Source organism: Roseateles hydrophilus (assembly GCF_026712245.1).
GTDB lineage: Bacteria > Pseudomonadota > Gammaproteobacteria > Burkholderiales > Burkholderiaceae_C > Pelomonas > Pelomonas hydrophilus.
The window spans coordinates 40703-63848 of record NZ_JAPPUY010000005.1 but is presented as its reverse complement, the minus strand read 5'-3'; the positions used below and the strand labels follow the sequence as shown (position 1 = coordinate 63848).

Below are 23146 nucleotides of genomic sequence, written 5' to 3'. Positions count from 1 at the left end.
CATATCGCGCGACTTCGGGCGTGGCAAGGCATGTTGCACCACGATGGCGCGCAGCTACCACGCATGCATGGCCGGGCCCCGCGTTCACGGCGCTGCGCCAGGTGAGCGTCGCCCGGATGTTGAGCCGCGCCTGGCGCGGTGGCGCTTACAGGGCGGCTGCCGCACGCAGCGCGGCAGCGTTGTCCGTGCGATGGCTACGGCCCTTCACTTCGCTGCGCGAAGCGAGCCTGCGCCGAAAACCGGCCCCGCTCGCTTCGCTCGGGGCCTTACAGGCCCGCGGCAGCGCGCAGCGCCGCCGCCTTGTCCGTCCTTTGGTCTCCGTTCACATCGCTGCGCGATAAGAACTTCGCCCACGCACCGAAGCGCGCTTCGCGCGGCGGCCTTACAGGCCGGCAGCAGCCTTGAGGGCTGCAGCTTTATCGGTGCGTTCCCACGTGAACTCGGGCTCCTCGCGGCCGAAGTGGCCGTAGGCCGCCGTCTTGGAGTAGATCGGGCGCAGCAGGTCCAGCATCTGGATGATGCCCTTGGGGCGCAGATCGAAGTGCTCGTTCACCAGCTTGGCGATCTGGTCGTCGGGGATGACGCCCGTGCCTTCGGTGTAGATCGTCACGTTCATCGGGCGGGCCACGCCGATGGCGTAGGCCACCTGAACCTGGCACTGGCGCGCTAGGCCGGCAGCCACAACGTTCTTGGCGACATAACGCGCCGCGTAGGCGGCGGAGCGGTCGACCTTGGACGGGTCCTTGCCCGAGAACGCGCCGCCGCCGTGCGGGCAGGCGCCGCCGTAGGTGTCGACGATGATCTTGCGGCCGGTCAGGCCGCAGTCGCCCTGCGGGCCGCCGATGACGAAGCGGCCGGTCGGGTTGATCAGGTACTTGGTGTCGGCCGTCAGCCAGTCCTTGGGCAGCACGGGCTTGATGAGCTCTTCGCGGATGGCCTCGTAGAACTCGTCCGTCATGCGGTCGCCCAGCGAATACTCGGGCGCGTGCTGGGTGGACAGCACGACGGTGTCGATGCTGTGGGGCTTGCCGTCCACGTAGCGCATCGTGACCTGGCTCTTGGCGTCCGGGCGCAGGAACGGCAGGCGGCCGTCCTTGCGCAGCTGGGCCTGGCGCTCCACGAGGCGGTGCGCGTAGTAGATCGGCGCGGGCATCAGCTCGGGCGTCTCGTCGCAGGCGTAGCCGAACATCAGGCCCTGGTCACCGGCGCCGAGGTTCAGGTAGTCGTCGCTGGCGCGGTCCACGCCCTGGGCGATGTCGTTGCTTTGCTTGTCGTAGGCCACCAGCACCGCGCAGCCCTTGTAGTCGATGCCGTATTCGGTGTTGTCGTAGCCGATGCGCTTGATGGTGTCGCGCGCGACCTGGATGTAGTCGACGTTGGCCTGCGTCGTGATTTCGCCGGCCAGCACCACCAGACCGGTGTTGCACAGGGTTTCGGCAGCCACGCGGGAGAGCGGGTCTTGCTCGAAGATGGCGTCGAGGATGGCGTCCGAGATCTGGTCGGCCACCTTGTCGGGGTGCCCTTCAGAAACGGATTCAGACGTGAAGAGGAAATCGTTGGTGGCCACTTTTAAACTCCTGTTTGTTGGTCGGTCGGCGTTGCCTGACCTCAGGAGGTGCGGCGAACGCTTTAGCAGGATTTGTGAATCGCCCCGCAAGTAGTTCATTAACTCGGCGATGTGCCAAGTATAGAAAACATGGGCTGGTTCTTTCGCAGCATGTCCCGGGTGCCCCTGGCGCTATTGCACGCTTTGGGCGCCTGGCTGGGCTGGCTGGTCTATGCCGCCTCGCCCACCTACCGGCGCCGCTTCCGGGCCAACGTGGCCCAGGCCGGCCTGCCCTGGGCGGCGGCGCGCCCGGCCATCGCCGCGGCGGGCCGCATGGCGGCCGAGCTGCCCTGGCTGTGGATCGCCACCAAGCGCCAGCCGCTGGGTGAGCGCCTGCGCTGGGAGGGCGCCGAGCTCATCGAGGCCGCCCTGGCCGAGCGCCGCGGCCTCATCGTCATGACGCCGCACCTGGGCTGCTTCGAGATCTGCGCGCAGGCGATCGCCGAACGTTTCACGACGCCGCAGGCGCCCATCACGGTGCTGTACCGCCCGGCCCGCCAGGCGGCGCTGCGCGAGGTGATGGCGGGCTCGCGCGAGCGCCCGGGCCTGGCCACGGCGCCGGCCTCGCTGGCCGGCGTGCGGCAGATGATCCGCGCGCTGCGCCGTGGCGAGGTCATCGGCCTGCTGCCCGACCAGGTGCCGCCCGACGGCCTGGGTGTGTGGGCGCCCTTCTTCGGCAAGCCGGCCTACACGATGACGCTGGCGGCACGCCTGGTGCAGCAGACCGGCGCGGCCGTCGTGCTGCTGTGGGGCGAGCGTCTGCCGGCGGGCCAGGGCTATGTGGTGCATGTGCTGCCGGCGCCCGAGATCGCTGCGGATGCGCCGCCCGAGGCCGCGGCCACCACCATCAACCAGGCCATGGAAAGCCTGATCCGCCGCGCGCCTGGCCAGTACCTGTGGGGCTATCACCGCTACAAGGCGCCGCGCGGGCTGGACATCGGCGCCGCGCCGGAGTGATGGGCCCAACGTGTCCGCTGAACGGGGCGCCACTGGCAGCCCGGCAAAGCCGGCGCTGTGGTGGCCGCTTGATCGATTCATGCCGCGCAGCCCAGGCCCGTACGGCGCCAGATAATCACCGCCCATGAGATTGCGCTTCACCAAGATGCACGGCGCGGGCAATGACTTCGTCGTCATCGATGCGACGCAGCAGCCCTTCAGCCTGAGCCCCGAGCAGATGCGCCGGCTGGGCGACCGGCGCTTCGGCGTCGGCTGCGACCAGATCCTCGTCATCGAGCCCGCCACGAGCGCCGACGCGGACTTCCGCTACCGCATCTTCAACAACACCGGCGACGAGGTGGAGCACTGCGGCAACGGCGCGCGCTGCTTCGTGCGTTTCGTCGTCGATGCCGGCCTGACGGCCAAGCGCGACATCCAGGTCGACACCATGAACCGCCGCCTGCGGCTGACGCTGCAGGACGACGGCCGCGTGACGGTCAACATGGGCGCGCCGGTGTTCGAGCACGCGGCCTTGCCCTTTGACGCCGAGGGGCTGACGCCAGCGCCGGTGAACGGTTTCCCGCTCTGGCCTGTCGAGGGTGTGTCGCTCGCCGTGGTGTCCATGGGCAACCCGCATGCGGTGCTGCGCGTGACGGACGTCGAGACCGCGCCGATCGAAACGCTCGGGCCGCTGATCGAGCGGCACGCCCGCTTTCCGCGCCGCGTCAACGTGGGCTTCATGCAAGTCATCGCTCGCGACCGCATCGCGCTGCGCGTCTACGAGCGCGATGCCGGCGAGACGCTGGCCTGTGGCACCGGCGCCTGCGCGGCCGTCGTGGCAGGCATCCGCGCCGGTTGGCTGGACGCGGCCGTGGAGGTGCAGACCCGTGGCGGCCTGCTGAAGATTGAATGGGCGGGCGGCGACGCCCCGGTGCTGATGACCGGCCCCGCTGTGAAAGTTTTTGACGGAGAGATCACGCTGTGAGTTCCAACCCGGCCGCCGACGCGGTGCAAGGCATCACCGAAACCGACATTGCCAACTACCTGGCGGCCACGCCTGGCTTCTTCGAGCGCCACGCGGCGCTGCTGGCCACGGTGCAGCTGCAGCACCCGCACGGCACCCGCGCCGTGTCGCTGCAGGAGCGCCAGGCCGAGATGCTGCGCGACAAGATCAAGGGCCTGGAGCTGCGCATCGTCGACATGATCCGCAACGGCCAGGACAACGTGGCCATCGCCGATCGCCTGCACCGCTGGACGCTGTCCGTCATGCGCGCCGCGGGCACGCCGGCCGAGCTGCCCGAGGTGCTGCTGTCCGAGCTGCGCCACCAGTTCATGATCCCGCAGGCCGGCCTGCGCCTGTGGGGCGTGGCGCCCGAGCATGCGTCGGCCGAGTTCGCCGCCGGTGTCGGCGCCGATGTGAAGAGCTTCGCGGCCAGCCTGAGCCAGCCTTACTGCGGCGTGAACTCCGGCTTCGAGGCGGCGCGCTGGCTGGGCCTGAGCGAGAGCGGCGGCACGGCGACCTCGCTGGCGCTGATCCCGCTGTCGCTGGCCAAGATCAACGAGGGCAAGCCCTTCGGCCTGCTGGTGCTGGGCTCGCCCGACCCGACCCGCTACACGGCCGAGATGGGCACGGACTTCCTGACCCGCGTGGGCGAGATCGCCAGCGCCGGCCTGGCGGGGCTGCTGGCCTGATGGAGCCGGCCGAGCGCCGGGCCGTCCCCTCGGGGGACCGGCCGACGTCCTCGGCGGCCGAGGGGCTTCATCTCTGCGCGGACTACCAGGAGTTCTTGCAGCACGCCCGCGTGCAGCAACGCCTGAGTCCGCGCACGCTGGCGATCTACACCGACGGCCTCGTGCGCCTGCAAGGCCTGCTGGCCGAGGCGTCGCTCGACGGGCGCACGCTCTCGCTCGCACACGCGAGGCGCCTGGCCGCGCAGCTGCACCGCGAGGGGCTGGCGCCCAAGTCCATTGCGCTGCTGCTGTCGGTCTGGCGCAGCTGCTACCGCTGGCTGGGCCTGCAGGGCCGCGTGGCGCTGAACCCCTTCGACGGCCTCAAGGCCCCCAAGGCGCCCAAGCCGCTGCCCAAGGCGCTGGGCGTGGACGATGCCGTGCAACTGGCCAGCCATGTGCCCGACGAGATCGCCGATTCGCGCCTGGAAGCACGTGACCGCGCCATGGTGGAGCTGCTGTACGGCGCCGGCCTGCGCGCGGCCGAGCTGATCGGTCTGGACGCCCAGGCCAGCGCCCACGCCGCCGGCTGGGTGGACCGTCAGGCCGGCGAGGTGCATGTGCTGGGCAAGGGCGGCAAGCGCCGCAGCACGCCGCTGGGCCGCGCCGCCGCCGAGGCGCTGGGCGACTGGCTGGCCGTGCGCGGGCAGCTGGCCGCGCCGGGCGAGCCGGCGCTGTTCGTCGGTGCACGCGGTCATCGCGTGGCCGGCTCGGTGCTGCGCACGATGCTGAAGACGCGCGCCGTCAGCGCCGGCATGCCGGCCCATGTGCACCCGCACATGCTGCGGCACAGCTTCGCGTCGCACCTGCTGCAATCCAGCGGCGACCTGCGCGCGGTGCAGGAGCTGCTGGGCCACGCCCACATCACGACGACCCAGGTCTACACGCAGCTGGACCACCAACACCTCGCGCGCATCTACGACGCCGCGCATCCCCGCGCAAAAAAATGACCTACCCCTTCCACGCTGCGCGACGGCCGGGCAGCAACATCAGCCCGGTGACGTTCGCGCGATGCGCTGTGGCACTTGCCGCGCTGACGGCGCTGGCGGCCTCGGCCACGCCCGACGACGCGCCCTTCGCCAACCCGGCGCGCATCGACACCGTGCGCCCCGCCGCGATCGAGGGCAACTGGACGGCCATGAAGATGCCCGACGGCGGCCGCACGGCGTTCGCATCCCTCAGCTACCTGATGGCCTTCGACGACGACTGGGGCTTCGGCCCCGGCTTCTACGGCACGGCCAAGGGCAATTACGGCGGCATCTTCACGGTGGGCTTCACGGGCCAGCGGCGCTGGCGCCTGTCCAGCAACACGCACCTGGCGGCCAGCCTGTACGTGGGCGCGGGCGGCGGCCTGTCCAGCCAACGGATGAGCTTCGGCGGCGGGCTGATGCTGCGCCCCGAGATCTCGCTGCGCACCGAGCACGGCGCCTGGTACACGGGCGTGGGACTCTCGCAGATCCGCTTCCCCAGTGGCAACGTCAAGAGCGGCGTGGGCTTGGCCTTCACGATGGGCCGGGCGATGGACTTCGTCAGCTTCTCGCCCGAGGACGCCGGTCGGCAAGGCCGCGCGGGGCGCCGGGCCGGCATAGGCTTCGACGAGATCGCGCTGACCGGCGGCATCGAGAAGCCCTCGGCCGGCAGCCGCACGCGCGGCGGGCGCGCCTACACGGGCCGCGTCGGCAAGGCCGGCGCGGACATGCGGCAGTACATCGCCGACGGCAGCTGGTGGGGCTTCGAGGCAGCCGGCGCTGCCCAGGGCGGCGTGGACGGCTACATGGAGGTGCTGGGCCAGATCGGCCAGGACTGGGCGCTGTTCGGCACGCCCCGGCTGCGCATGGGCGGCCAGCTGGCCGGCGGCCTGGGCGGCGGCGGCGATGTGGACACCGGCAACGGCTGGCTGCTGCGCGCCGGGCCGACGCTGCGCTGGATCACGCCCTGGGGGCCCACGCTGCGGCTGGACGGCGGCTACACCTACGCGCCCAGCGGCGCTTACCGCGCACCCTTCCTGCGCGCCGTGCTGGCCATGCCGCTGGACCGCACACCCACGCTGATCGGCGACGACCCCGGCGGCACCGTGCGCGAGCAGCAGCTGGGCATCAGCGTGATGCGCCTGCCGCGCGTGCGCTTCAAGGACGGCCGCGAAGAAGCCGTCAGCCACTTGGCCGTCAACATGTCGCGCGAGCTCTCGCGGCACACCTACGGCGCGGCCCAGGCCGGCAGCGCCGCGGTGGGCAGCGCCGGCGCCTATTCCTTCGGCCTGTTCGGGCTGGGCGTGCAGAGCAACCCGCTGTGGGGCAACCTGCGCCTGGGCGCCGAGTGGCTGGTGGGCGCGGCCGGCGGCGGCGGCATCAAGGTTGGCGGCGGCGCCGTCACGCAGGCCGAACTGTGGGCCCAGTGGCAACCCGCCGAGCGCCTGCGGCTGCGCGCCGGCCTGGGCCAGTTCCGCACACTGCGCAGCGACGACCAGTCAGCACCGCTGACCCATCTGCAACTCAACTACGCCTTCGGCGCACTGCAACGATGAGATCCCTCTCACCAGCGGCCACACGGCGTGTGGCCACCGTCGCCCGAGCGGGCGCGGCTCAACTCGGGATGGCCCGGCGATGAAGAAGATCCAGCTGCGCCCTGGCAAGGAGCGCTCACTCGTCAAGCGCCACCCCTGGGTGTTCGAGAGCTCCATCGCCCGCGGCGGCGGCGACTCGGGCGAGACCGTGCGCGTGGAGTCGGCCGACGGCCAGTTCCTCGCCTGGGCGGCGTTCAGCCCCCAGTCGCTGATCCGGCTGCGCGCCTGGAGCTTCGACGAGGCCGAGCGCATCGACGCGGCCTTCTTCCGCCGCCGCATCGCCAAGGCCGTGGCCATGCGCACGCGGCTGGCTATTGCGTCCGACGCCTGGCGGCTGATCCACGGCGAAGCCGACGGCCTGCCGGGCCTGGTGGTGGACCGCTATGGCGACACGCTGGTGGCCCAGTTCGGCAGCGCCGGTGCAGAGCGCTGGAAGGCCGTGATCGCCGACGCGCTGCTGGCCGAGACGGGCCTTGCGCGGCTGTACGAGCGCTCCGACGCCCAGGCCCGCGAATGGGAAGGCCTGCCCGCGCAGACCGGCTGGCTGCGCGGTGAGGGCGAGACGGCGCTGACCATCCAGGAGCACGACTGGCAGCTGACGCTGGATGTGGCCGAAGGCCACAAGACCGGCTACTACCTCGACCAGCGCGACAGCCGCAAGCGCTTTGCCGATGCGGTGAAGCAGTACGGCTGCCAGACCGTGCTGAACTGCTTCAGCTACACGGGGGGCTTTTCGGTGGCGGCGCTGGCCGGCGGCGCGAGCCAGGTCGTCAGCGTGGATTCATCCGGCCCGGCGCTCGAACGGGCGAAAGCCCATGTCGCACTCAACGGTTTCGACGCCGCCCGCCACGAGGCCTGGGACGCCGACGTGAATGCGACCTTGCGACGCTGCCTGCAGGAAGGCCGGCGCTTCGACGCCATCGTGCTCGATCCCCCCAAGTTCGCGCCGACCGCCGCGCATGCCGAGCGCGCCTCGCGCGCCTACAAGGACATCAACCGGCTGGCCTTCATGCTGCTGAACGAGGGCGGGCTGCTCTACACCTTCTCGTGCTCGGGCGGCATCGCGCCCGACCTGTTCCACAAGATCGTCGCGGGCGCCGGCCTGGACGCGGGCGTGGACGGCTACATCGTCGAGCGCCTCGCCGCCGCGGCCGACCACCCGCAGACCGTGTGCTTCCCGGAAGGCGACTACCTCAAGGGCCTGGGCATCCTCAAGCGCTGAACGGGCCGAACTGAGGCCCGCCAAGCCCTCAACGGTCCAGCGCCGGCAGGGGCACCTGCGTGGTGAACTTGGCCCGCTTCACGCTGAAGAAGGCCTTGATGTTGCGCACGTTGGCATGCTGGGTCAGCAGCCGCTGCGTGAGGGCGTGATACGCGGGCATGTCGGCCACCTGCAAGACGAGCACGAAGTCCGGGCCTGGCGACACCCGCCAGCACTGCTGCACGGCGGGCTCGGCGACGGCCAGTGCCTCGAAGGCGTCCAGGTGCTCGGCGCCCTGGCGGTCCAGCGTGATCTCCAGCAGCGCCTGCAGCCCGGCGCCCAGCTTGGCCGGCGACAGCAGCGCCACGCGGCGCTCGATGACGCCCTCGTCCACCAACCGCTTCACGCGGCGCAGGCAGGTGGCCGGCGACACGGCCACGCGGGCGGCGAGATCCTGGTTGCTGAGCGCGGCATCGTCCTGCAGCACGGCCAGCAAGCGCAGATCGACAGCATCAATTTCAGTCATAAGCGGCCGCATTTTGAATGAATATTTCACCAACACATCGCGGAGAAATATTCCATCGAAGATGGCCGAATTTTGCACACATCCGCCACCACACAGTGCCTAGCATGCGCGCCATTCCTCAAGAACGGAGAAGCCATCCATGTGCGGCATCGTCGGCGCGGTCAGTCAGCGCAACATCGTTCCCATCCTCGTCGAGGGCCTGAAGCGGCTGGAGTACCGCGGCTATGACTCCTGCGGCGTGGCGGTGCACCAGGACGGCGCCCTGCGCCGCGCCCGCAGCACCTCGCGCGTGGCCGAACTGCAGCAGCAGGCCGACCAGGACGGCATCGCCGCCGGCACCGGCATCGCCCACACGCGCTGGGCCACGCACGGCGCGCCGGCCGTGCACAACGCCCACCCGCACTTCTCGACCGGCCCGGGCGCCGACACGCAGGCCGTGGGGCGCATCGCGCTGGTCCACAACGGCATCATCGAGAACCACGACGAACTGCGCGCCGAACTGAAGGCACGCGGCTACGTGTTCCACAGCCAGACCGACACCGAGGTCATCGCCCACCTCGTCGACCACCTCTACAGCGGCGACCTGCTGGACGCCGTGCAGCAGGCCCTGCCGCGCCTGAAGGGCGCCTACGCGGTCGCGGTGTTCTGCCGCGACGAGCCGCACCGCGTGGTGGCGGCCCGTGAAGGCTCGCCGCTGGTGCTGGGCGTGGGCCAGACCGACGGCGAGAACTTCGTGGCCTCCGACGCGATGGCGCTGGCTGGCGTGACCGACCAGATCGTCTATCTGGAAGAAGGCGACGTGGTGGACCTGCAGCCGGGCCGCTACTGGATCAGCCGCCTGGACACCGCCACCGGCCGCTACGCCGCCGTGACGCGCGAGGTCAAGACCGTGCACGCCCACAGCGGCGCCGCCGAGCTGGGCCCTTACCGGCACTACATGCAGAAGGAAATCTTCGAGCAGCCCACAGCCATCGCCAACACGCTGGAAGCCATCACCGGCATCAGTCCCGAGCTGTTCGGCGACGGCGCCTACCGCGTGTTCAAGGAGATCGACAAGGTCCTCATCCTGGCCTGCGGCACCAGCTACTACTCGGGCTCCACGGCCAAGTACTGGCTGGAGAGCATCGCCAAGATCCCGACCTCGGTGGAGATCGCGAGCGAGTACCGCTACCGCGACAGCGTGCCCGACCCGAAGACGCTGGTCGTCACCATCAGCCAGAGCGGCGAGACGGCCGACACCATCGCCGCGCTCAAGCACGCGCGCAGCCTGGGCATGCCGCACACGCTGACCATCTGCAACGTGGCCACCAGCGCCATGGTGCGCGAGTGTGAGCTGGCCTACATCACGCGCGCGGGTGTGGAGATCGGCGTGGCGTCCACCAAGGCATTCACGACGCAGCTGGTGGGCCTGTTCCTGCTGACGCTGGCGCTGGCCCAGACGCGCGGCCACCTGACCGAGGCGCAGGAGGCCGAGCACCTGAAGGACCTGCGCCACCTGCCCGTGGCCGTCCAGGCCGTGCTGGCGCTGGAGCCGCAGGTCATCGCGTGGAGCGAGGAGTTCGCGCGCAAGGAGAACGCGCTGTTCCTGGCCCGCGGCCTGCATTACCCCATCGCGATGGAAGGTGCGCTCAAGCTCAAGGAGATCACCTACATCCACGCCGAGGCTTACGCCGCGGGTGAGCTCAAGCACGGCCCGCTGGCGCTGGTGACGGCCGAGATGCCGGTCGTGACCGTGGCGCCGAACGACACACTGCTGGAGAAGCTCAAGAGCAACATGCAGGAAGTGCGCGCCCGCGGCGGCCAGCTCTACGTCTTCGCCGACGGCGACACCGCCATCGAGAGCGAAGCCGGCCTGCACGTCATCCGCATGCCCGAGCACTACGGCGCGCTGTCACCCATCCTGCACGTCGTGCCGCTGCAGCTGCTCGCGTACCACACGGCCTGCGCGCGCGGCACCGACGTCGACAAGCCGCGCAACCTGGCGAAATCGGTGACGGTGGAGTGAGGTTGATCAAGCCTCAAAGAGCGTCAGCAGGGGCCGCAAGGCCCCTTTTTCATGGGTGCGCCACGCCACCTGCAGGCAGCCCTGCAGCCGTGGCGGGCCGCGCCGGGCTTGACAGGCGTGCTACCCTGCCTGCATAGATTCGCACAAGACCGCTTTCTCAAGGTCTTTACTGCAGCCCCGCAGGCCACCTCCTGGCCCTTCTTGCGAGCGGCTCGCTTCAGCAACTCCCCGGTGATTGTTCTTGAGTGTTTCTGTCTCCGCCAGGCCTGAGCGCCTGCGGAGGGTTTTCTCCATCTCTACTTTTCCAAAGGAAACACCATGACAACCCAGACCGGCACCGTGAAGTGGTTCAACGACAGCAAGGGCTTCGGCTTCATCTCGCCGGACAACGGCGGCAAGGACCTCTTCGCCCACCACAGCGAGATCAAGAACGGCGGCGGCTTCCGCACGCTGGCTGAGGGCGCGAAGGTGGAATTCGAAGCGACGCAAGGCGCCAAGGGCCCGCAGGCGTCCAACATCCGCACGCTCTGAGCGTGCCCAGGGGCGCCCACCGGGCGCCCGTCTCACACAACAAGAACAACTTGCACAACAACAAGAACAACATCGAACTCGGGCGCTTCGTGATCTGCCCGATGTCCCAAGCGCGAGACGACGGTGCCTTTGACGCGCTCGTCTCCATCCGGTCCGGTCGCGGCATGGCCAGCGTGGACCGCGTCATGCGCTTCATCCCGACCTTCAGCAGCACGCACGCGGCGCTTCGCTATGCGCGCAAGCACGGCCTGGCCTGGGCGCGCTGCCACTGACCTGGCCCGGCCGCCTGGGCGAACGCTGATGGCCGCCGCTCCTCCACGCGAACGTCCCGTTCGCACACCTGCATCGCGACGATGCCTCTTCATTCCTAGAAAGCCGCCACCATGAGCCGCAAGATCTACGTGGGCAACCTGCCCTACTCCGTCACCGACGCCAGCCTCAAGAGCAACTTCGCCGAGTTCGGTGGCGTGTCCTCGGCCCGGGTCATGATGGACCGCGACACCGGTCAGTCCAAGGGATTCGGCTTTGTCGAGATGACCTCGGTCGAAGCCGCGCAAGCCGCCATCACTGCACTGCACGGCGTGTCAGTCGACGGTCGCAGCATCGTCGTCACGCTGGCCAAGCCGCGCGAGGAACGCACCGCTCCCAGCACGCGCAGCGACACCGGCTACCGCGCCAGCAACCGCCGCGACGTGGGCTACGGCAACGGCGGCTTCGGCGGCGGCCGCTACTGAATTCACCCCGCGCGGCTGCGCACCGCACGCCATTCAGCGCAGGCGTGGGCATCGGCGCAGCCCGCGCACGCACCGTGCGGCACTGCGCTGATCCCTGTCCCGCAGCCATTCGAGAAAGTCGATTTCATCGATCGTCAGCTTTGGGCACATACCTGCCGCCCACATCTTCCGATGCTATGCCTTCTCGGCCAACTGAATCTTCACGAGATTTCTATCCGTACAGGCTGACGTGCGTTCCGAAGGATAACCCAAGCAGGCTGATAAATAGTGGGCGCTCGATCTAGGATTCCTTACGACGGTGCCCGGATAGGTAGTAGTCGAGTATGGAAACGCGAGTGGCGACGCCAAAACTTAAGCACCCTCGATTTACAGCCAAAACGACCCGCCAGAAACACTAGCCCCAGAATAAAATGCAGTGCTTTGGCAGGTTCGGGAACCGGGCTTGCTGCCAAAGCAATCACGCCAACTGACGCGGTGTCTAGAGGCAATTCCCGCGCCAAGCCTGTGATTGGATCGAACTCTACCGTCTTCGCGAATAGAGTCGATGCACTATAAAGCCTCCCATTTCCAAAGGCTAAGGCGATATCGCCAGATGAGGCAGTGACAAGATCCAGCCTTCTGGATGCGCCTGCTACTGGGTCAAACTCTATCGTCGAGTTAAAAAGAGTTTTGGCGCTGTAGAGCTTCCCATTTCCGAATGCCAAGGAAATTGCACCACCAGTGGCGAACTCAAGATCGAGTTTTCTTGATACGCCAGTAGCCAGATCAAACTCCACTGTTTCTCCAAACAGAGTAGATGCACTGTAGAGCTTTCCGTTTCCGAAAGCCAATGAAATCTTGCCCGCAAAGGCTGTTACAAGGCCCAGAACCCTTGTTAATCCTGTCAATGGGTCAAATTCCACTGTCCGACCAAACAGGGTCGATGCGCTGTAGAGCTTGCCATTTCCGAATGCCAAGGCTATGTCGCCACCTGAGGCGGTATCAAGTTCCAATTTTCTCGACACTCCGGTTGCGGGGTTAAATTCAATTGTCGAGTGAAAAAGAGAATTTGCGCTATACAGTCTTCCGTTTCCAAACGCTAGCGCAATCTCCCCGCCGGAAGCAGCCTCAAAACCCAGCGTTTTTGATGGTCCGGTAGGCAAATCAAATTCTGTCGTCTTGGCAAACAAAATCGATGCACTGTAGATGGCGCTGCCTCGATGTTCTTCACTGGCGTTGGCGGAGCTTATTCCCATTGATGCCAATAATATGGCAGAGAAAAGGCGTTCAATAATTTTGAATGAATTTTTTGAAATCTTCATTTGATGGCGAATGATCCGGAACCACCTAAAATCAGGCTCGGCGGCAATCAGAAAATGTAAATGGAGTCTGTGACAAATTTCCACAGTGCGGCAAGCGGAATTGCGTTTCGCATGCGGACTGGCTTTCAGCATTGCTGAGGCTGCGGCGGCTCACTGGGTGCCCGCAATGGGCACAACGCTGCCATTCGCGTCCCGGAGCCAGAATCGGGGAGCTGCCGGGAGCCTCGACCTGCCCCGGTACCCGGAAGCAGCCGTTGCAGCGAGCCGATCAGCCTCTGGCAAACGGCGGCCACCAGGTGGCCGCTCTCAGATTTCCGTCTGCTCTGAAATCTCGAGTGCGTCATCCACTTCGATGCCAAGGTACCGGACCGTCGACTCCAGCTTGGAGTGCCCAAGCAGCAACTGCACGGCTCGCAGGTTCTTGGTCCGCCGGTAGATCAGCGTCGCCTTTGTCCTTCGCATTAAATGCGTCCCGTAGTCGGCAGGGTCAAGCCCAAGGGTCAGCTTTTCGACGCCTGGATGGCCGCACGCTGTCGGCCAAATATGGACTTCGCCGTGTGACAGGTGTCGGTGTACTCATTCGCCGGGTAAGAATCGCTGACGGTCTACCCTCAATCGTGCCTCACCGCAAATGCGTCGTCCCATTCCAGCGCCCGTAATAGCAGCTTGCGCGGAGGTCATCTCGCAACGAGAGACCCACGCCTCGCTCGACAACCTTTTCATGTATGCAGGTGCTCCCGGCGATCCGCCCGAAGGTAGTAAATGGGTGAAGTCCCAAGAATGGATACGCAGAATCAACCTCGACGAGTCTGTTCAACCGCTCCAGGTGCTCGGTAGGCTGATCGAGGCTTACATGGAGGAAGAGCCGCCCTCTGGCAGCCCATTCGACGACTTCCCACCAGCGAAAGAAACGCCTGAACAGCAGAAGATCCTCAAAGCGCTTGCTCGGTACGACCTTCAGTACGTGCGCGGAGGATTGATCACCGGCACACTAGGTACGCCAACTCGGGCACTTGAGGACTTCATCAAGGAGCGGGACATTCCGGCGCTGGATCAGGAGTTCACCCGCGCGCTGGCAAACGTCGATCAGAACCCAAGAGAAGCGGTTTCCGCAGCGAGCAACATTCTGGAGAGCGTTTGCAAGGTCTATATCGCTGAGCGCGGCCTCGAGATGCCGGCCAAGTTGGATCTGAAGCCCATTTGGACCGTCGTACGGAAAGACCTTGGCTTTGATCCTGGCGCCGTCGAAGATCAGGATCTTCAGGTCATCCTTACCGGCCTCTTTGCCGTGGTCGACGGGATCGGTGCGCTGCGCACACATGCCAGCTCAGCTCACGGAGCTGGAAAGAAGCAGTACAAGCTTGAGCCTAGACATGCGCGCCTGGCCATCCATTCAGCCCATACGGTCACCTTGTTCATCCTGGAGTCGTGGGCGAGGCGCTCACGATGACGGCTAGCGTCGCAGCAAGCTTGAGTCGCAGCGGCCCGGCGTCATTCAGGCGATCCCGAATTAGTAGGACGCTGACCGCTTCGGGTCGGGAGCGCCATTCCAACCCTTCAAGCAGCAGACCTTCGACGACTGCGGCGGGCAGCCTGGGTGAGCGACCGTAGCACTCTTGACACCGGTCGTTGAACCCGTCAGCTGGCCTGGTGCGTCGGCGTCTGCTTCATGCAAGACAGCGTGAACTCGGTGGCTGAACGCCGATGACGGTCTCCGCTGCAGGGCAGGCCTTGAACAATGGTCGCCACCGCACAGTCAACCCAGCTCGTGCCCATGCCGTGCCCAAGGTTTGCCCAGACAAGCGGCCCGGTGGACCAGCGCTCCGTGCCCAACTTCACCCAATGGTCTCCAAAGTTGCCCAATGGTCAGAGCAAGCGATGACCGTTGGTCCCGCGACCCAACGGTCGGAAATTGACCCAATGGTCATCGCGTGGGCACAAGCCCAATGGTCGTTTTTCCTGCCCGACAAATCAGGGGGCACGGGCCGGGCACAAAGTGGGCACAGGATGGGCACGAAGGCCCAGACGCGACAAAGCCCGCACTTGGCGGGCTTTGCTAAGTCCTTGTCGGACTTGGTATTTTTTGGTTGCGGGGGCCGGATTTGAACCGACGACCTTGGTTATGAGCCCGAAAGTAGCTACCGATGTTGCTTCACGTTAATCGGCGCTGAGCGGCACTACATGGGCAGTCTCGCCAAAATCATGAACGGAGCCCCCTGTCCGATTGACGCCGATTGTGCCAGACTGAACCCTCACGGGCCAGCCCACACGAAGGTGACAAGATGACCATTGGGCGAGACGAGCTACCTGAGCCTGCCACATCGAGTGGCCGAACCAGCGCTGAAGGACAGGCTGCCACATCACGCACACGCGCCTCCGGACGCGTCCAGCTCGGCAGTGATGCGCGCCTGTCGCTTGCATCGGTGAGGCTTGCTGATATTCGTGGCCCACACCCGGTGCTCCAAGCCCGTGATGTTCGCCTTGACCTCGCGAGTGGAGGCCTCATCGACTTCACATGCTGGACGCGTGAGAACCTCGATATTGTTCTGAGCGCTTCACCAATGTGGTGCGTCGAGCGAGGGCACGCCGAAGATCGACACTTTCTGGTTGTCTGCGGGGGCCACCTGCTGCCTGCACTTCGCCAAGCTCTTCCCTCGACCACCCGGATCACCGTCATTCTTGTAGACGCACGTCTGAGTGATCGACGCTGGCTACAGATCGCCGCAGTGCACGCGGCTGCCATCGCCGCCTGTGCATCGGATATTTCGGATACCTTCGTTCAAGCCATTCTCAACGACGCCGAGTCCACCGGGATGCCCGTTTTCAAGGATCGCAATTCAAACAGCAGCGGCGACCTCGCGGCATCGCAGCCAGCGGCCAAACGCCAGCCAAGATAAGTGTCATGAAGGGATCGCCAAGTTCCGAATCCCGAAGCCCTCGTGCAGTTTCTTGGACTACGCCACGGGCGTCGAAGAACTTTCAAGCGGTACGGAATGGATTCGTCGGCCTAGGTCACGATGGCGCCTGTTTCGACAGGCTGGCGTTTTCCCTTGGTTTACTGCCGACGCTAGCTGTCCATGGACCCGCGCTCCAACGCGTAGCTGAACTGTTCGCCACGCCGGTATTCTCAAATGCTGCGACCTGGACAAAGCAGGCCTGGATAGGCGAATTACCGGCTTGGATCGCGCTGCTGACAGATTGGGCAAAGGTTAGGCGTGCCCTCGGCAGCAACCACAGATACCTAGACCAGAAGCGACGCTTGAGCTTAGACAGCGTTAACAGGCACCCATTGCTCGGACACGGCATAGATGTCGCACCGTTAGTCTCCGTTTTAGTCGTCCGTCACCCCTACCGCACCCGCGATGATTCGGCGCAGGTCGCCCTGTCCCATTGCTTCGATCACCTCCAGGCGATGCTAACCGCGGCGTCAATCGACTACAGATGGGCATCGGGTTCCACAGTCGATGAGTATCTGGACTGGCTACCTGACTCGCGCAGAGAGTTCAGCTCCTTTCCTATCGAGTCCCATCGCGCATGCCGCACGGTGCGCTGGCTGAGCCAGGTGAAACAGGCGCCTTTGCTGCGGTCCCTCGGTCAAAGCAGCGATCCGAAGGAGTTCGTCGGGCAAGTGAGTCAATGGGTAAAAGTCGTCACCCCCACAGACTCCAACCTAGGCCACCAGGGATTCGGGCCAGCTGAGGAGGACAGGCGCCGCACATATCCCGCTGCGCTTGACGCCTATTTCAATTACTGGTCTGCCATGGTGATCGACGGCCAGCCCGCTGGCCGTCGAAAGAGTCTCGGGCAACGTGAGGAGGCGCCCGGAGGCAACTCTGACCCCGACGGCCAAATGCCGCCGGCCGCCGGAAAGACACCGAAAGGTCAATCGAGCCCGTCGCCATCGCCGAGCGGCACGCCAGCCGGCGGAGAGGCGGCAACGGGGGGAGGAATCGCGAGGGACGATGACGCACCAGTTCGTTTACCCCTGGTGCCAGTACGCGAGATTGATGCGCTTCTGTCAGGCCAAAAGTGGCGCGCCATGCGGGCCGCCATGGCAGCCACCGTCACTCCATTCGACCTCCGATACCTGGCCGCGCCAGACGCGGACCGCGTCGCGCGCCACGGCCTGGCACGCGCCGAAGCTGCGCTGGCCGCACCTGTCCGAGGTCATCACGACGCCGAAGACGCGCTGCTGGCACTGCTGACCCTGTGTTTGGGGCAGTCGCCAGCCGTTCTCTCAAAGCTCCGGCTGGCGGCAATCCAGCCGTCGTCCGCAGATGCCGCGAGCGTGCGGCTACAGGGATGGAGCGACACGCCGGTGCTCTCACTGGAAGAGGCGCTGGACCTGCAAATTGATGCACCGGTGCTGCTGGTCCGGCCAGAGAAGCAGCCAGCGAACGCCACCGGCCGGCCACTCGACCAGCACGGTCGCCCGATGGCAGTGGGCAACCCAAATCTGTGGCCAGCGCCCGTGGAAGCGGTAGCCTTCCTCGTGCCAGCGATTCAGCCCAACTTGGCAGGCACCGACGCCGAGGTTGTCGAAGGACGCCCAAAGCAGACCGTACGAAACCTTCTGATTCCGGCCGCCGAGACGGGACGCTTGCTCTGGAAATACCACCAGAGCAGCTTGCCCAAAGGCCTGGAAGCCAGTCAGCGCGAACCGTGGCCCGCCATGCCAACGATCGAGGGAGTGGGGGCAGATGAAGCCTTCGATCGTCCTACTGGCATCAGGCTGTTCCGAAGCTTCGATGACGCCGCACCGCCATCGACTTCGGCGCAGCGCTCAGGCGTCAGCCTGACCGAAAGGCGGATCACCGACTTCCTGAACTCAATCAACGGCTGCTCGCTGCCGGCCGGCCATGAGCGCTGGTCCAGCCGGCTGCTGCAGGACCTCATGCCGGCACATGTCGAAGCCGTCACCGGCGACCGCACGCTGGCTTGGCTCCTGAGTTGTGATTCGGCTGGCGCGAGCCAGGCTCGGCTGTACTACACGCAGCACACACTGGCACGACTCGCCGAGGTCTGGGTGCAGGCCATGCACTCGGCCGGTCTGGGCGTGCTGGCCGCAGCAAACGACGGTCGCCCACCCGTCGCCGGCACGAGTAGCGAAGGAGCGCCTCCTGAATCACCTCATTGATTCGCGCCGGCCGGCCGTGCAGCTTCCGAACACTTGGCCTTGGCAAACACCGGCTCTGGCCACCGCTCGCGTCGGCGCCGCCTTTGTGCCGACGATTGACGACGTGGGTAGATTGGTCAAAACCTTGCAGGCCAAAGTGAGCGAGCCGGTCGCACTCGAGCGCCGCTCCGCCTTGCGCAAGCACCACACCCATGTGCTTCTTCTGACCATCGTTTATCAAGGCTTGTGCACCGCCATGCGCGCCTTGCGCTCGCCGGTGGCTCTGCTGCGGGCCGTTGAACAGAGCGATCGGGTACGTGCCAAGGCTGGCCTACCCCCGACCGATGACGTGTTCGTCGGGCTTGCGGACAAGGAATCGTTCTACAACCAGCGAGCTCGGCTCGTGGCAGTGCCGCCGCTGCTGGTCCGGCAGCTGCGCATCCTGCAATCTCACCAGATTGCTCTGGTGACGCGGCTGACCCGTTACGAACAGTGGCAGTCCGCGCCGGCCAGGGTCCGCACCATGTTCCGGCTGGACGAGAGCGATGTTCCCGTCGAGGTGTCAGTCGCATGGGTCGAGAAAGAGCTCGCCGATCTCGGATTTCCATGGCCGGCCAACTTTGCGCGGGCGTTTCTCCGGACCCACCTGCTGGAGCGGGGATGTGCCGCGGCGGATCTCGACGCCATGCTGGGTCACCGTGACGCCGGGGGCGGCGCTGTCGGCCTCCACTCGACGTTCGACTTCGACAGCAGCCTGCGCCGGCTTCAAGCAGCCTTGGCCGCCCTGCACGCCGACATCGGCTTGAAGGTGATGCCCAGCGCGTTGGTCAAAGACAAGATTCCGTTGAGCGGTGACGTGCTGCTGGCCCCGATGCACCGCGCCGGGCCTGTAGGCCGGGGGCGGTCGGACCGCCCGCGCCAGCAAGGTCGCCTCGAAAGGCTGCCGGCTTTCTGGCAGTCGATCCATGAACGCGCAACCGACGATGACCGGCGCCAGGTCCCCACGCTTTACCGGCTGCTTCGAAGCTGGGCACGCCACGGCAATGTGCTTGCGCGACTGCTCTGCGCGGCTGATCCTGAGTCATTTGCGACAGAGTGGGGCTTGGTTGGCAATGCCATTCGGTCAAAACCAAAAGCGGGCGATGAAGACGACACACTCGAGACGGCAGGGTCACTGACAGCCGGGGCTGCAAACATCATCCACCGGCTGACGCTCCAGGCAGAGAACGACAGTCGCGCACGGTTCCACATGGCCGCCAGCTGGTTCCGTCTGCTGGTGCGAGCGCGCAACATGCTCCGGACCCGCGGCATCGAAGTGCCAGAGTTCCCCGTGGTGGCGACTGTTCGGCCGCCATCGAGCCCATTTGTGGAGACGTCGGTCCTGGCAGTCCCGCTCGTCGATGGGTGGCGCACGGCATTGCTGAACTGGACGAACAGGGCACTGTCGCAGGCTCGCGACTGGCGCGCCAGTGAGTCGAAGCACGCGGAGGATGGCAGCCTCGGCAAGGCTGCCATGCCCATGCCTGCGCCCCCATCGGAGCTCGCCGCAGAGGGTTGGGCCACGGCGTTGGTCATGAGCGCCGTGTTGAACGGCATGCTTCTGGACCTGACGCAGCTCATCATGCTGCTGAGGCGCTTCAGCACGCCGGGCGGTCGCGACTTGCCCGTCTCCGGCCCGTACCGTCGCGCTCACCTGGACTTCCACGTTGCCGCGGGCGGTTCGATGGACCGGCAAACGCACCGCTGGTGGTTCGACCCGCTATCGGAACTGATCTGGCTGAACGCGCCGCCCATGCCGCGCGAACTTCGCCTTGGCGATCTGCACCGGTGGTTGCGCCGCATTGCCCTGATGGCTTTCGAGGGATCAGTCGCCATGCCTTTCGAGCCTCAGAGTTTCAGTGACTTGATCCGCTGCGCCGAGGTGTGGTGGCTCACGCGCGCCAGCAGAACGGTGGTGGCAAGCCAGAGGCGCCAAATCGATGCGAGCTCAATCTTGACCGACCGCTGGGCGCGGCTGGTCGGTGCACGACGTCTCGCCGCGCCGGCATGTCACGACAGCCAAGCCAACGCGCAACTGGCCAGCGGCAGAACCGAGTTGGAAGATGCCGCGCCCGGCTCAGGGAAACGGCGCCGACGCCGCAGCGCTGCGATCTCCACGGATTCCCCGCTCAGCGCGCTGGCGCTCGTTCGGTCTGCCCGGGATCCTGCGGTTGACCAGTCCAGCGCGTGGGACCCTGAGCCCGGGGATGCCGAGTTGCTGGCCACACTGTCGGTGGCGCATCCGTGGATCGAGCGGGTTGCGCGGTCTCTCATGGCAGTGGCCGAAACTGCCCCGCCATGGGACTTGGGCGGACTGCGCGAACTACCCGGCTCCACGGACGCGGTGCGCATCAACACGCTGGTGGACTTCGCCATGTGGCTGGCGAACCCGGCCGGCGGAGGATTCACAGGGCCACCGCTGGTGCGGACATTCACCGCTGCCGCTCAGTCATTGGCCGTGCACGGAGAACTGGGCGAGGACTCCGGTCCGCTTCAACTAGAAGTGATTGCTCGCATACTTCGTGAGATCGATGACCTGCCGATGTCAGCGGGTTCCACGCCTCGCAGCGTCCGGCAGGCGATGCGCAAGCTGGCGGAGTTCCTGCAGTTTGAGGTCGAAGTGCTCGAACTGCTCGACGCAGACGAACGCGCCGAGCTCGATGGCGACGAACAGCAGTCGCACGCTGACGCCTGCGTGATCAGCTTCGAGGAATACGCGCAGATCCAGCGTGCGCTTGACGAAGGTCTGTATGCGGGCTTGGCCCGTGGCGATCGGACGCTGGGCCGGTTGTTGCTGACGCTGTGCTTCCGCCTCGCATTGAGACCCGGAGAAGCCTACGGACTCCGGCTGCGCGACGTACAGGCAGACGCCGTCTACGTGCTGCCTTACGGGCACCACCAACTCAAGTCGAGCAATGCGCGGCGCCGGATACCGCTGGACCTGTTGATGCCCGGCGATGAACGCGAGCGGCTGCAGCGATTCGTGCGCACGCGCCTGGATCGAGGCGCTTCTCCTGACGATCTTTTGCTCTCGCAGCCCGCCAGCGGCCCAGCCCATCGCCAGCGGGTGGACCGGTGGGTCCACCGGGTGATGCGCGATGTGACGCTGGACCCGAGCGTGCGCCTCTACCACGCCCGGCACTCGCTGAGCACTTGGTCGGACCTTGCGCTGCGTGCGGTGGATCATCCTGAGGTGCTACGGTTCTTCGCAGACCTTCCGCAGACCAGCGCCTTCCTTGGGCAGGGCAATCAACTTGCGGCGTCACTGTTTGGATCTATCCAGGCGGCGTTGGGGCGCACGTCCTTCGCGCTGGCCCGACTGGTGGGACACGTGGGCCCTGCCGTGACCCACATGCATTACATCCATGGTGACGACCTGGTGCGCGCCGCAGTCGTCGAACGCGAGGCCGGCCGGCTGGACAAGACCACCTGGATGCAATTGACCGGGCTGGCGAGAAGCACCACCTTTGCGCTGCTCAAGGGCGGCGGATTCCACGGCCTGATGGATCACGCACGCCGTGCCGCGGGCTGGCGAACTCAGGCTATCCCCTTACTTGGTGCCAAGCCTGTCGGAAGTTCGGGCGGCGGCCTGGAGGAGGCCGCCGCGGCAGCCACAGCAGGTCAGATCGGCCCGAAGGTCGAAGCAAGCACTCCACCAACTAGGTCTGCGTCTACTGGCCCCAGCTCGTCGGAATGGATTGCTATCTCGCGCGTGTGCGAGATCTCAGCGATCGTCGCCACGGGCAAGCGTACGGCGGAACAGGCGGCCGCGCTCTTCGGGCTGGAGACACCGCGCGTCGAGGCGCTGATGACCTCGCTCAAGCGCTGGCTGCCCGAGGTCGCTCAGCCGGGCAAGCGCGCCACAGAGGAGGCCACGAAAGGGCTGGTGACGCTGGCACTGTCCGCCGAAACGTCTATGGCAGTTCAACGTGCAGAAGTCGCCGCGCGGGCACGGGCGCTGCACGATCCTGTCAGCCTTCGTTCTGATCTCGAGTTCCTGATCGCTTGCTACGACCGCCGCGACAGGGACTTCCATGTCCGAGATTCGGAAAGTCTGCGGCGACTGGTGTACGCGGCATCTGCGCTGGGGTTTCAGCCGGCGAGTACACAGTTGATAGTCAGAGCGCTGGACCCCTCGAAAGAAGAGCCTCGGCTGCCATCGTGGACGCGCACAGGAGACCTGGGGCCGTTTGACTCCTGCCAGATCCGTTGTGTCGGTGTTCGGTCAGCGGCGAAGGCAGATAGTTATGCCAAATGGCTCGGCTTGATGCCAGTCACAGCGGCACAAGAGGGATGCGGTAGTGCTTTCGCAACCTTTGCAGCGTTGGCTATCACCTCACTGGTGTGATGACGGTATCTTGCGGCACGCGTCCGCCACCGCCATGCCGAGCTCAACCTGCTTGAGCACCGCCACGATCTGCTCCACTGAAAAACGACTCGGTCTCACGACTTCTCCTGCGCCCGTTGCTCGGGGCCGAATCGCCGAAAGACTAACGCTCTGCGTGGCTCGATTTCTTCAATGCAGATCATCCTTTTGGAGAATGACGGACATGAGAACGAGCAAGTACAGCGAGCAGCAGATCATTGGCTTCCTGAACTAGGCCACGGCCGGGATGGGCATCAAGGAGCTGTGCCGCCCACCCCGGCGTCAACCACAAGCGCGTGTACCGGCTGTACCGGGCGGCAGACCTAGCCGTACGCAAGCGCGCCAAGGCCAAGCGCCCGGTCGGGGAGCGCACGCCGCTGGTGGCGCCCAACTGATTCGACTTTGGCTGAGACCTCACCATCATCGGTCTCGAGTTCTGCGAACCTATTCTCGTGCTTCCAGCGGCGGTTTTTGGCGTCGCGACGATCCGCCGC

At 66.0% G+C, this 23146-nt stretch carries 17 protein-coding genes and 2 pseudogenes; 14 read left to right on the top strand and 5 right to left on the bottom strand.

What is annotated here, in order from left to right:
- Nucleotides 1-382 precede the first annotated feature (382 nt).
- Nucleotides 383-1567, bottom strand: coding sequence for a methionine adenosyltransferase (gene metK / locus NYO99_RS18180; RefSeq protein ID WP_268168690.1), 1185 nt, complete (start codon nt 1565-1567; stop codon nt 383-385).
- Between the two features lie 129 nt (nt 1568-1696).
- Here metK and NYO99_RS18175 point away from each other — a divergent pair, with 129 nt between their 5' ends.
- The 6 genes from NYO99_RS18175 to NYO99_RS18150 all read left to right on the top strand — a co-directional run bounded on the left by NYO99_RS18175 (nt 1697) and on the right by NYO99_RS18150 (nt 8055).
- The gene (locus NYO99_RS18175) at nt 1697-2563 is read left to right on the top strand and encodes a lysophospholipid acyltransferase family protein (RefSeq protein WP_268168689.1); all 867 of its coding nucleotides are present in this window, start codon (nt 1697-1699) and stop codon (nt 2561-2563) included.
- Between the two features lie 124 nt (nt 2564-2687).
- On the top strand, nt 2688-3527 hold the full coding sequence (dapF, locus tag NYO99_RS18170) for a diaminopimelate epimerase (protein WP_268168688.1): 840 nt from the start codon (nt 2688-2690) through the stop codon (nt 3525-3527).
- Nucleotides 3524-4234 carry a DUF484 family protein gene (locus tag NYO99_RS18165; RefSeq protein WP_268168687.1) on the top strand — a complete coding sequence of 237 codons (711 nt, stop codon included), beginning with the start codon at nt 3524-3526 and terminating at the stop codon, nt 4232-4234. The genes dapF and NYO99_RS18165 overlap by 4 nt, the downstream gene beginning before the upstream one ends.
- A 95-nt stretch (nt 4235-4329) precedes the next feature.
- Nucleotides 4330-5220 carry a tyrosine recombinase XerC gene (locus NYO99_RS18160; RefSeq protein ID WP_268168686.1) on the top strand — a complete coding sequence of 297 codons (891 nt, stop codon included), beginning with the start codon at nt 4330-4332 and terminating at the stop codon, nt 5218-5220.
- Complete coding sequence (locus tag NYO99_RS18155) at nt 5217-6794, top strand: hypothetical protein (RefSeq protein ID WP_268168685.1); 1578 nt, start codon at nt 5217-5219, stop codon at nt 6792-6794. Before NYO99_RS18160 ends, NYO99_RS18155 begins: the two co-directional genes overlap by 4 nt.
- Nucleotides 6795-6873: 79 nt before the next feature.
- Nucleotides 6874-8055 (top strand): class I SAM-dependent rRNA methyltransferase, encoded by a 1182-nt coding sequence (locus NYO99_RS18150; protein ID WP_268168684.1) that lies wholly within the window; start codon nt 6874-6876, stop codon nt 8053-8055.
- Nucleotides 8056-8083: 28 nt separating this feature from the next.
- Here NYO99_RS18150 and NYO99_RS18145 read toward each other — a convergent pair whose 3' ends face one another.
- A complete protein-coding gene (locus NYO99_RS18145; RefSeq protein ID WP_268168683.1) occupies nt 8084-8560 on the bottom strand; it encodes an Lrp/AsnC family transcriptional regulator in 477 nt (158 codons plus the stop codon).
- A 139-nt stretch (nt 8561-8699) separates the two neighbouring features.
- Between NYO99_RS18145 and glmS the strand changes: the two genes are divergently transcribed.
- From glmS to NYO99_RS18125, 4 genes are all read left to right on the top strand, one after another.
- On the top strand, nt 8700-10565 hold the full coding sequence (glmS, locus tag NYO99_RS18140) for a glutamine--fructose-6-phosphate transaminase (isomerizing) (protein ID WP_268168682.1): 1866 nt from the start codon (nt 8700-8702) through the stop codon (nt 10563-10565).
- Nucleotides 10566-10883: 318 nt separating this feature from the next.
- Nucleotides 10884-11096: a cold-shock protein gene (locus tag NYO99_RS18135; RefSeq protein ID WP_268168681.1), complete on the top strand. Its 213-nt coding sequence runs from the start codon at nt 10884-10886 to the stop codon at nt 11094-11096.
- Nucleotides 11097-11146: 50 nt separating this feature from the next.
- Nucleotides 11147-11368, top strand: a complete 222-nt coding sequence (locus tag NYO99_RS18130) for a hypothetical protein (protein ID WP_268168680.1) — start codon at nt 11147-11149, stop codon at nt 11366-11368.
- A gap of 111 nt (nt 11369-11479) precedes the next feature.
- Complete coding sequence (locus NYO99_RS18125; protein ID WP_268168679.1) at nt 11480-11830, top strand: RNA recognition motif domain-containing protein; 351 nt, start codon at nt 11480-11482, stop codon at nt 11828-11830.
- 290 nt (nt 11831-12120) lie between these two features.
- On the opposite strand, the gene NYO99_RS18120 is transcribed toward NYO99_RS18125, so the two are convergent.
- Both NYO99_RS18120 and NYO99_RS18115 read right to left on the bottom strand, forming a co-directional pair.
- Complete coding sequence (locus tag NYO99_RS18120; RefSeq protein WP_268168678.1) at nt 12121-13263, bottom strand: NHL repeat-containing protein; 1143 nt, start codon at nt 13261-13263, stop codon at nt 12121-12123.
- Between the two features lie 174 nt (nt 13264-13437).
- A pseudogene (locus NYO99_RS18115) lies at nt 13438-13629 on the bottom strand (tyrosine-type recombinase/integrase); the annotation flags it as partial.
- A gap of 133 nt (nt 13630-13762) precedes the next feature.
- Here NYO99_RS18115 and NYO99_RS18110 point away from each other — a divergent pair.
- From NYO99_RS18110 to NYO99_RS18095, 4 genes are all read left to right on the top strand, one after another.
- Nucleotides 13763-14581 (top strand): abortive infection family protein, encoded by an 819-nt coding sequence (locus NYO99_RS18110; protein WP_268168677.1) that lies wholly within the window; start codon nt 13763-13765, stop codon nt 14579-14581.
- Nucleotides 14582-15587: 1006 nt separating this feature from the next.
- Nucleotides 15588-16028: a hypothetical protein gene (locus NYO99_RS18105; RefSeq protein ID WP_268168676.1), complete on the top strand. Its 441-nt coding sequence runs from the start codon at nt 15588-15590 to the stop codon at nt 16026-16028.
- 1154 nt (nt 16029-17182) lie between these two features.
- Nucleotides 17183-18268, top strand: coding sequence for a hypothetical protein (locus tag NYO99_RS18100; RefSeq protein WP_268168675.1), 1086 nt, complete (start codon nt 17183-17185; stop codon nt 18266-18268).
- Nucleotides 18269-18284: 16 nt separating this feature from the next.
- Entirely contained in the window at nt 18285-22634 is a 4350-nt protein-coding gene (locus tag NYO99_RS18095; protein WP_268168674.1) for a site-specific integrase, read from the top strand.
- Here the strand turns inward: NYO99_RS18095 and NYO99_RS21435 are convergent.
- Nucleotides 22626-22733 (bottom strand): annotated as a pseudogene (locus tag NYO99_RS21435) (transposase); the annotation flags it as partial. The gene NYO99_RS18095 and the pseudogene NYO99_RS21435 overlap by 9 nt on opposite strands.
- Nucleotides 22734-23146: the final 413 nt, after the last annotated feature.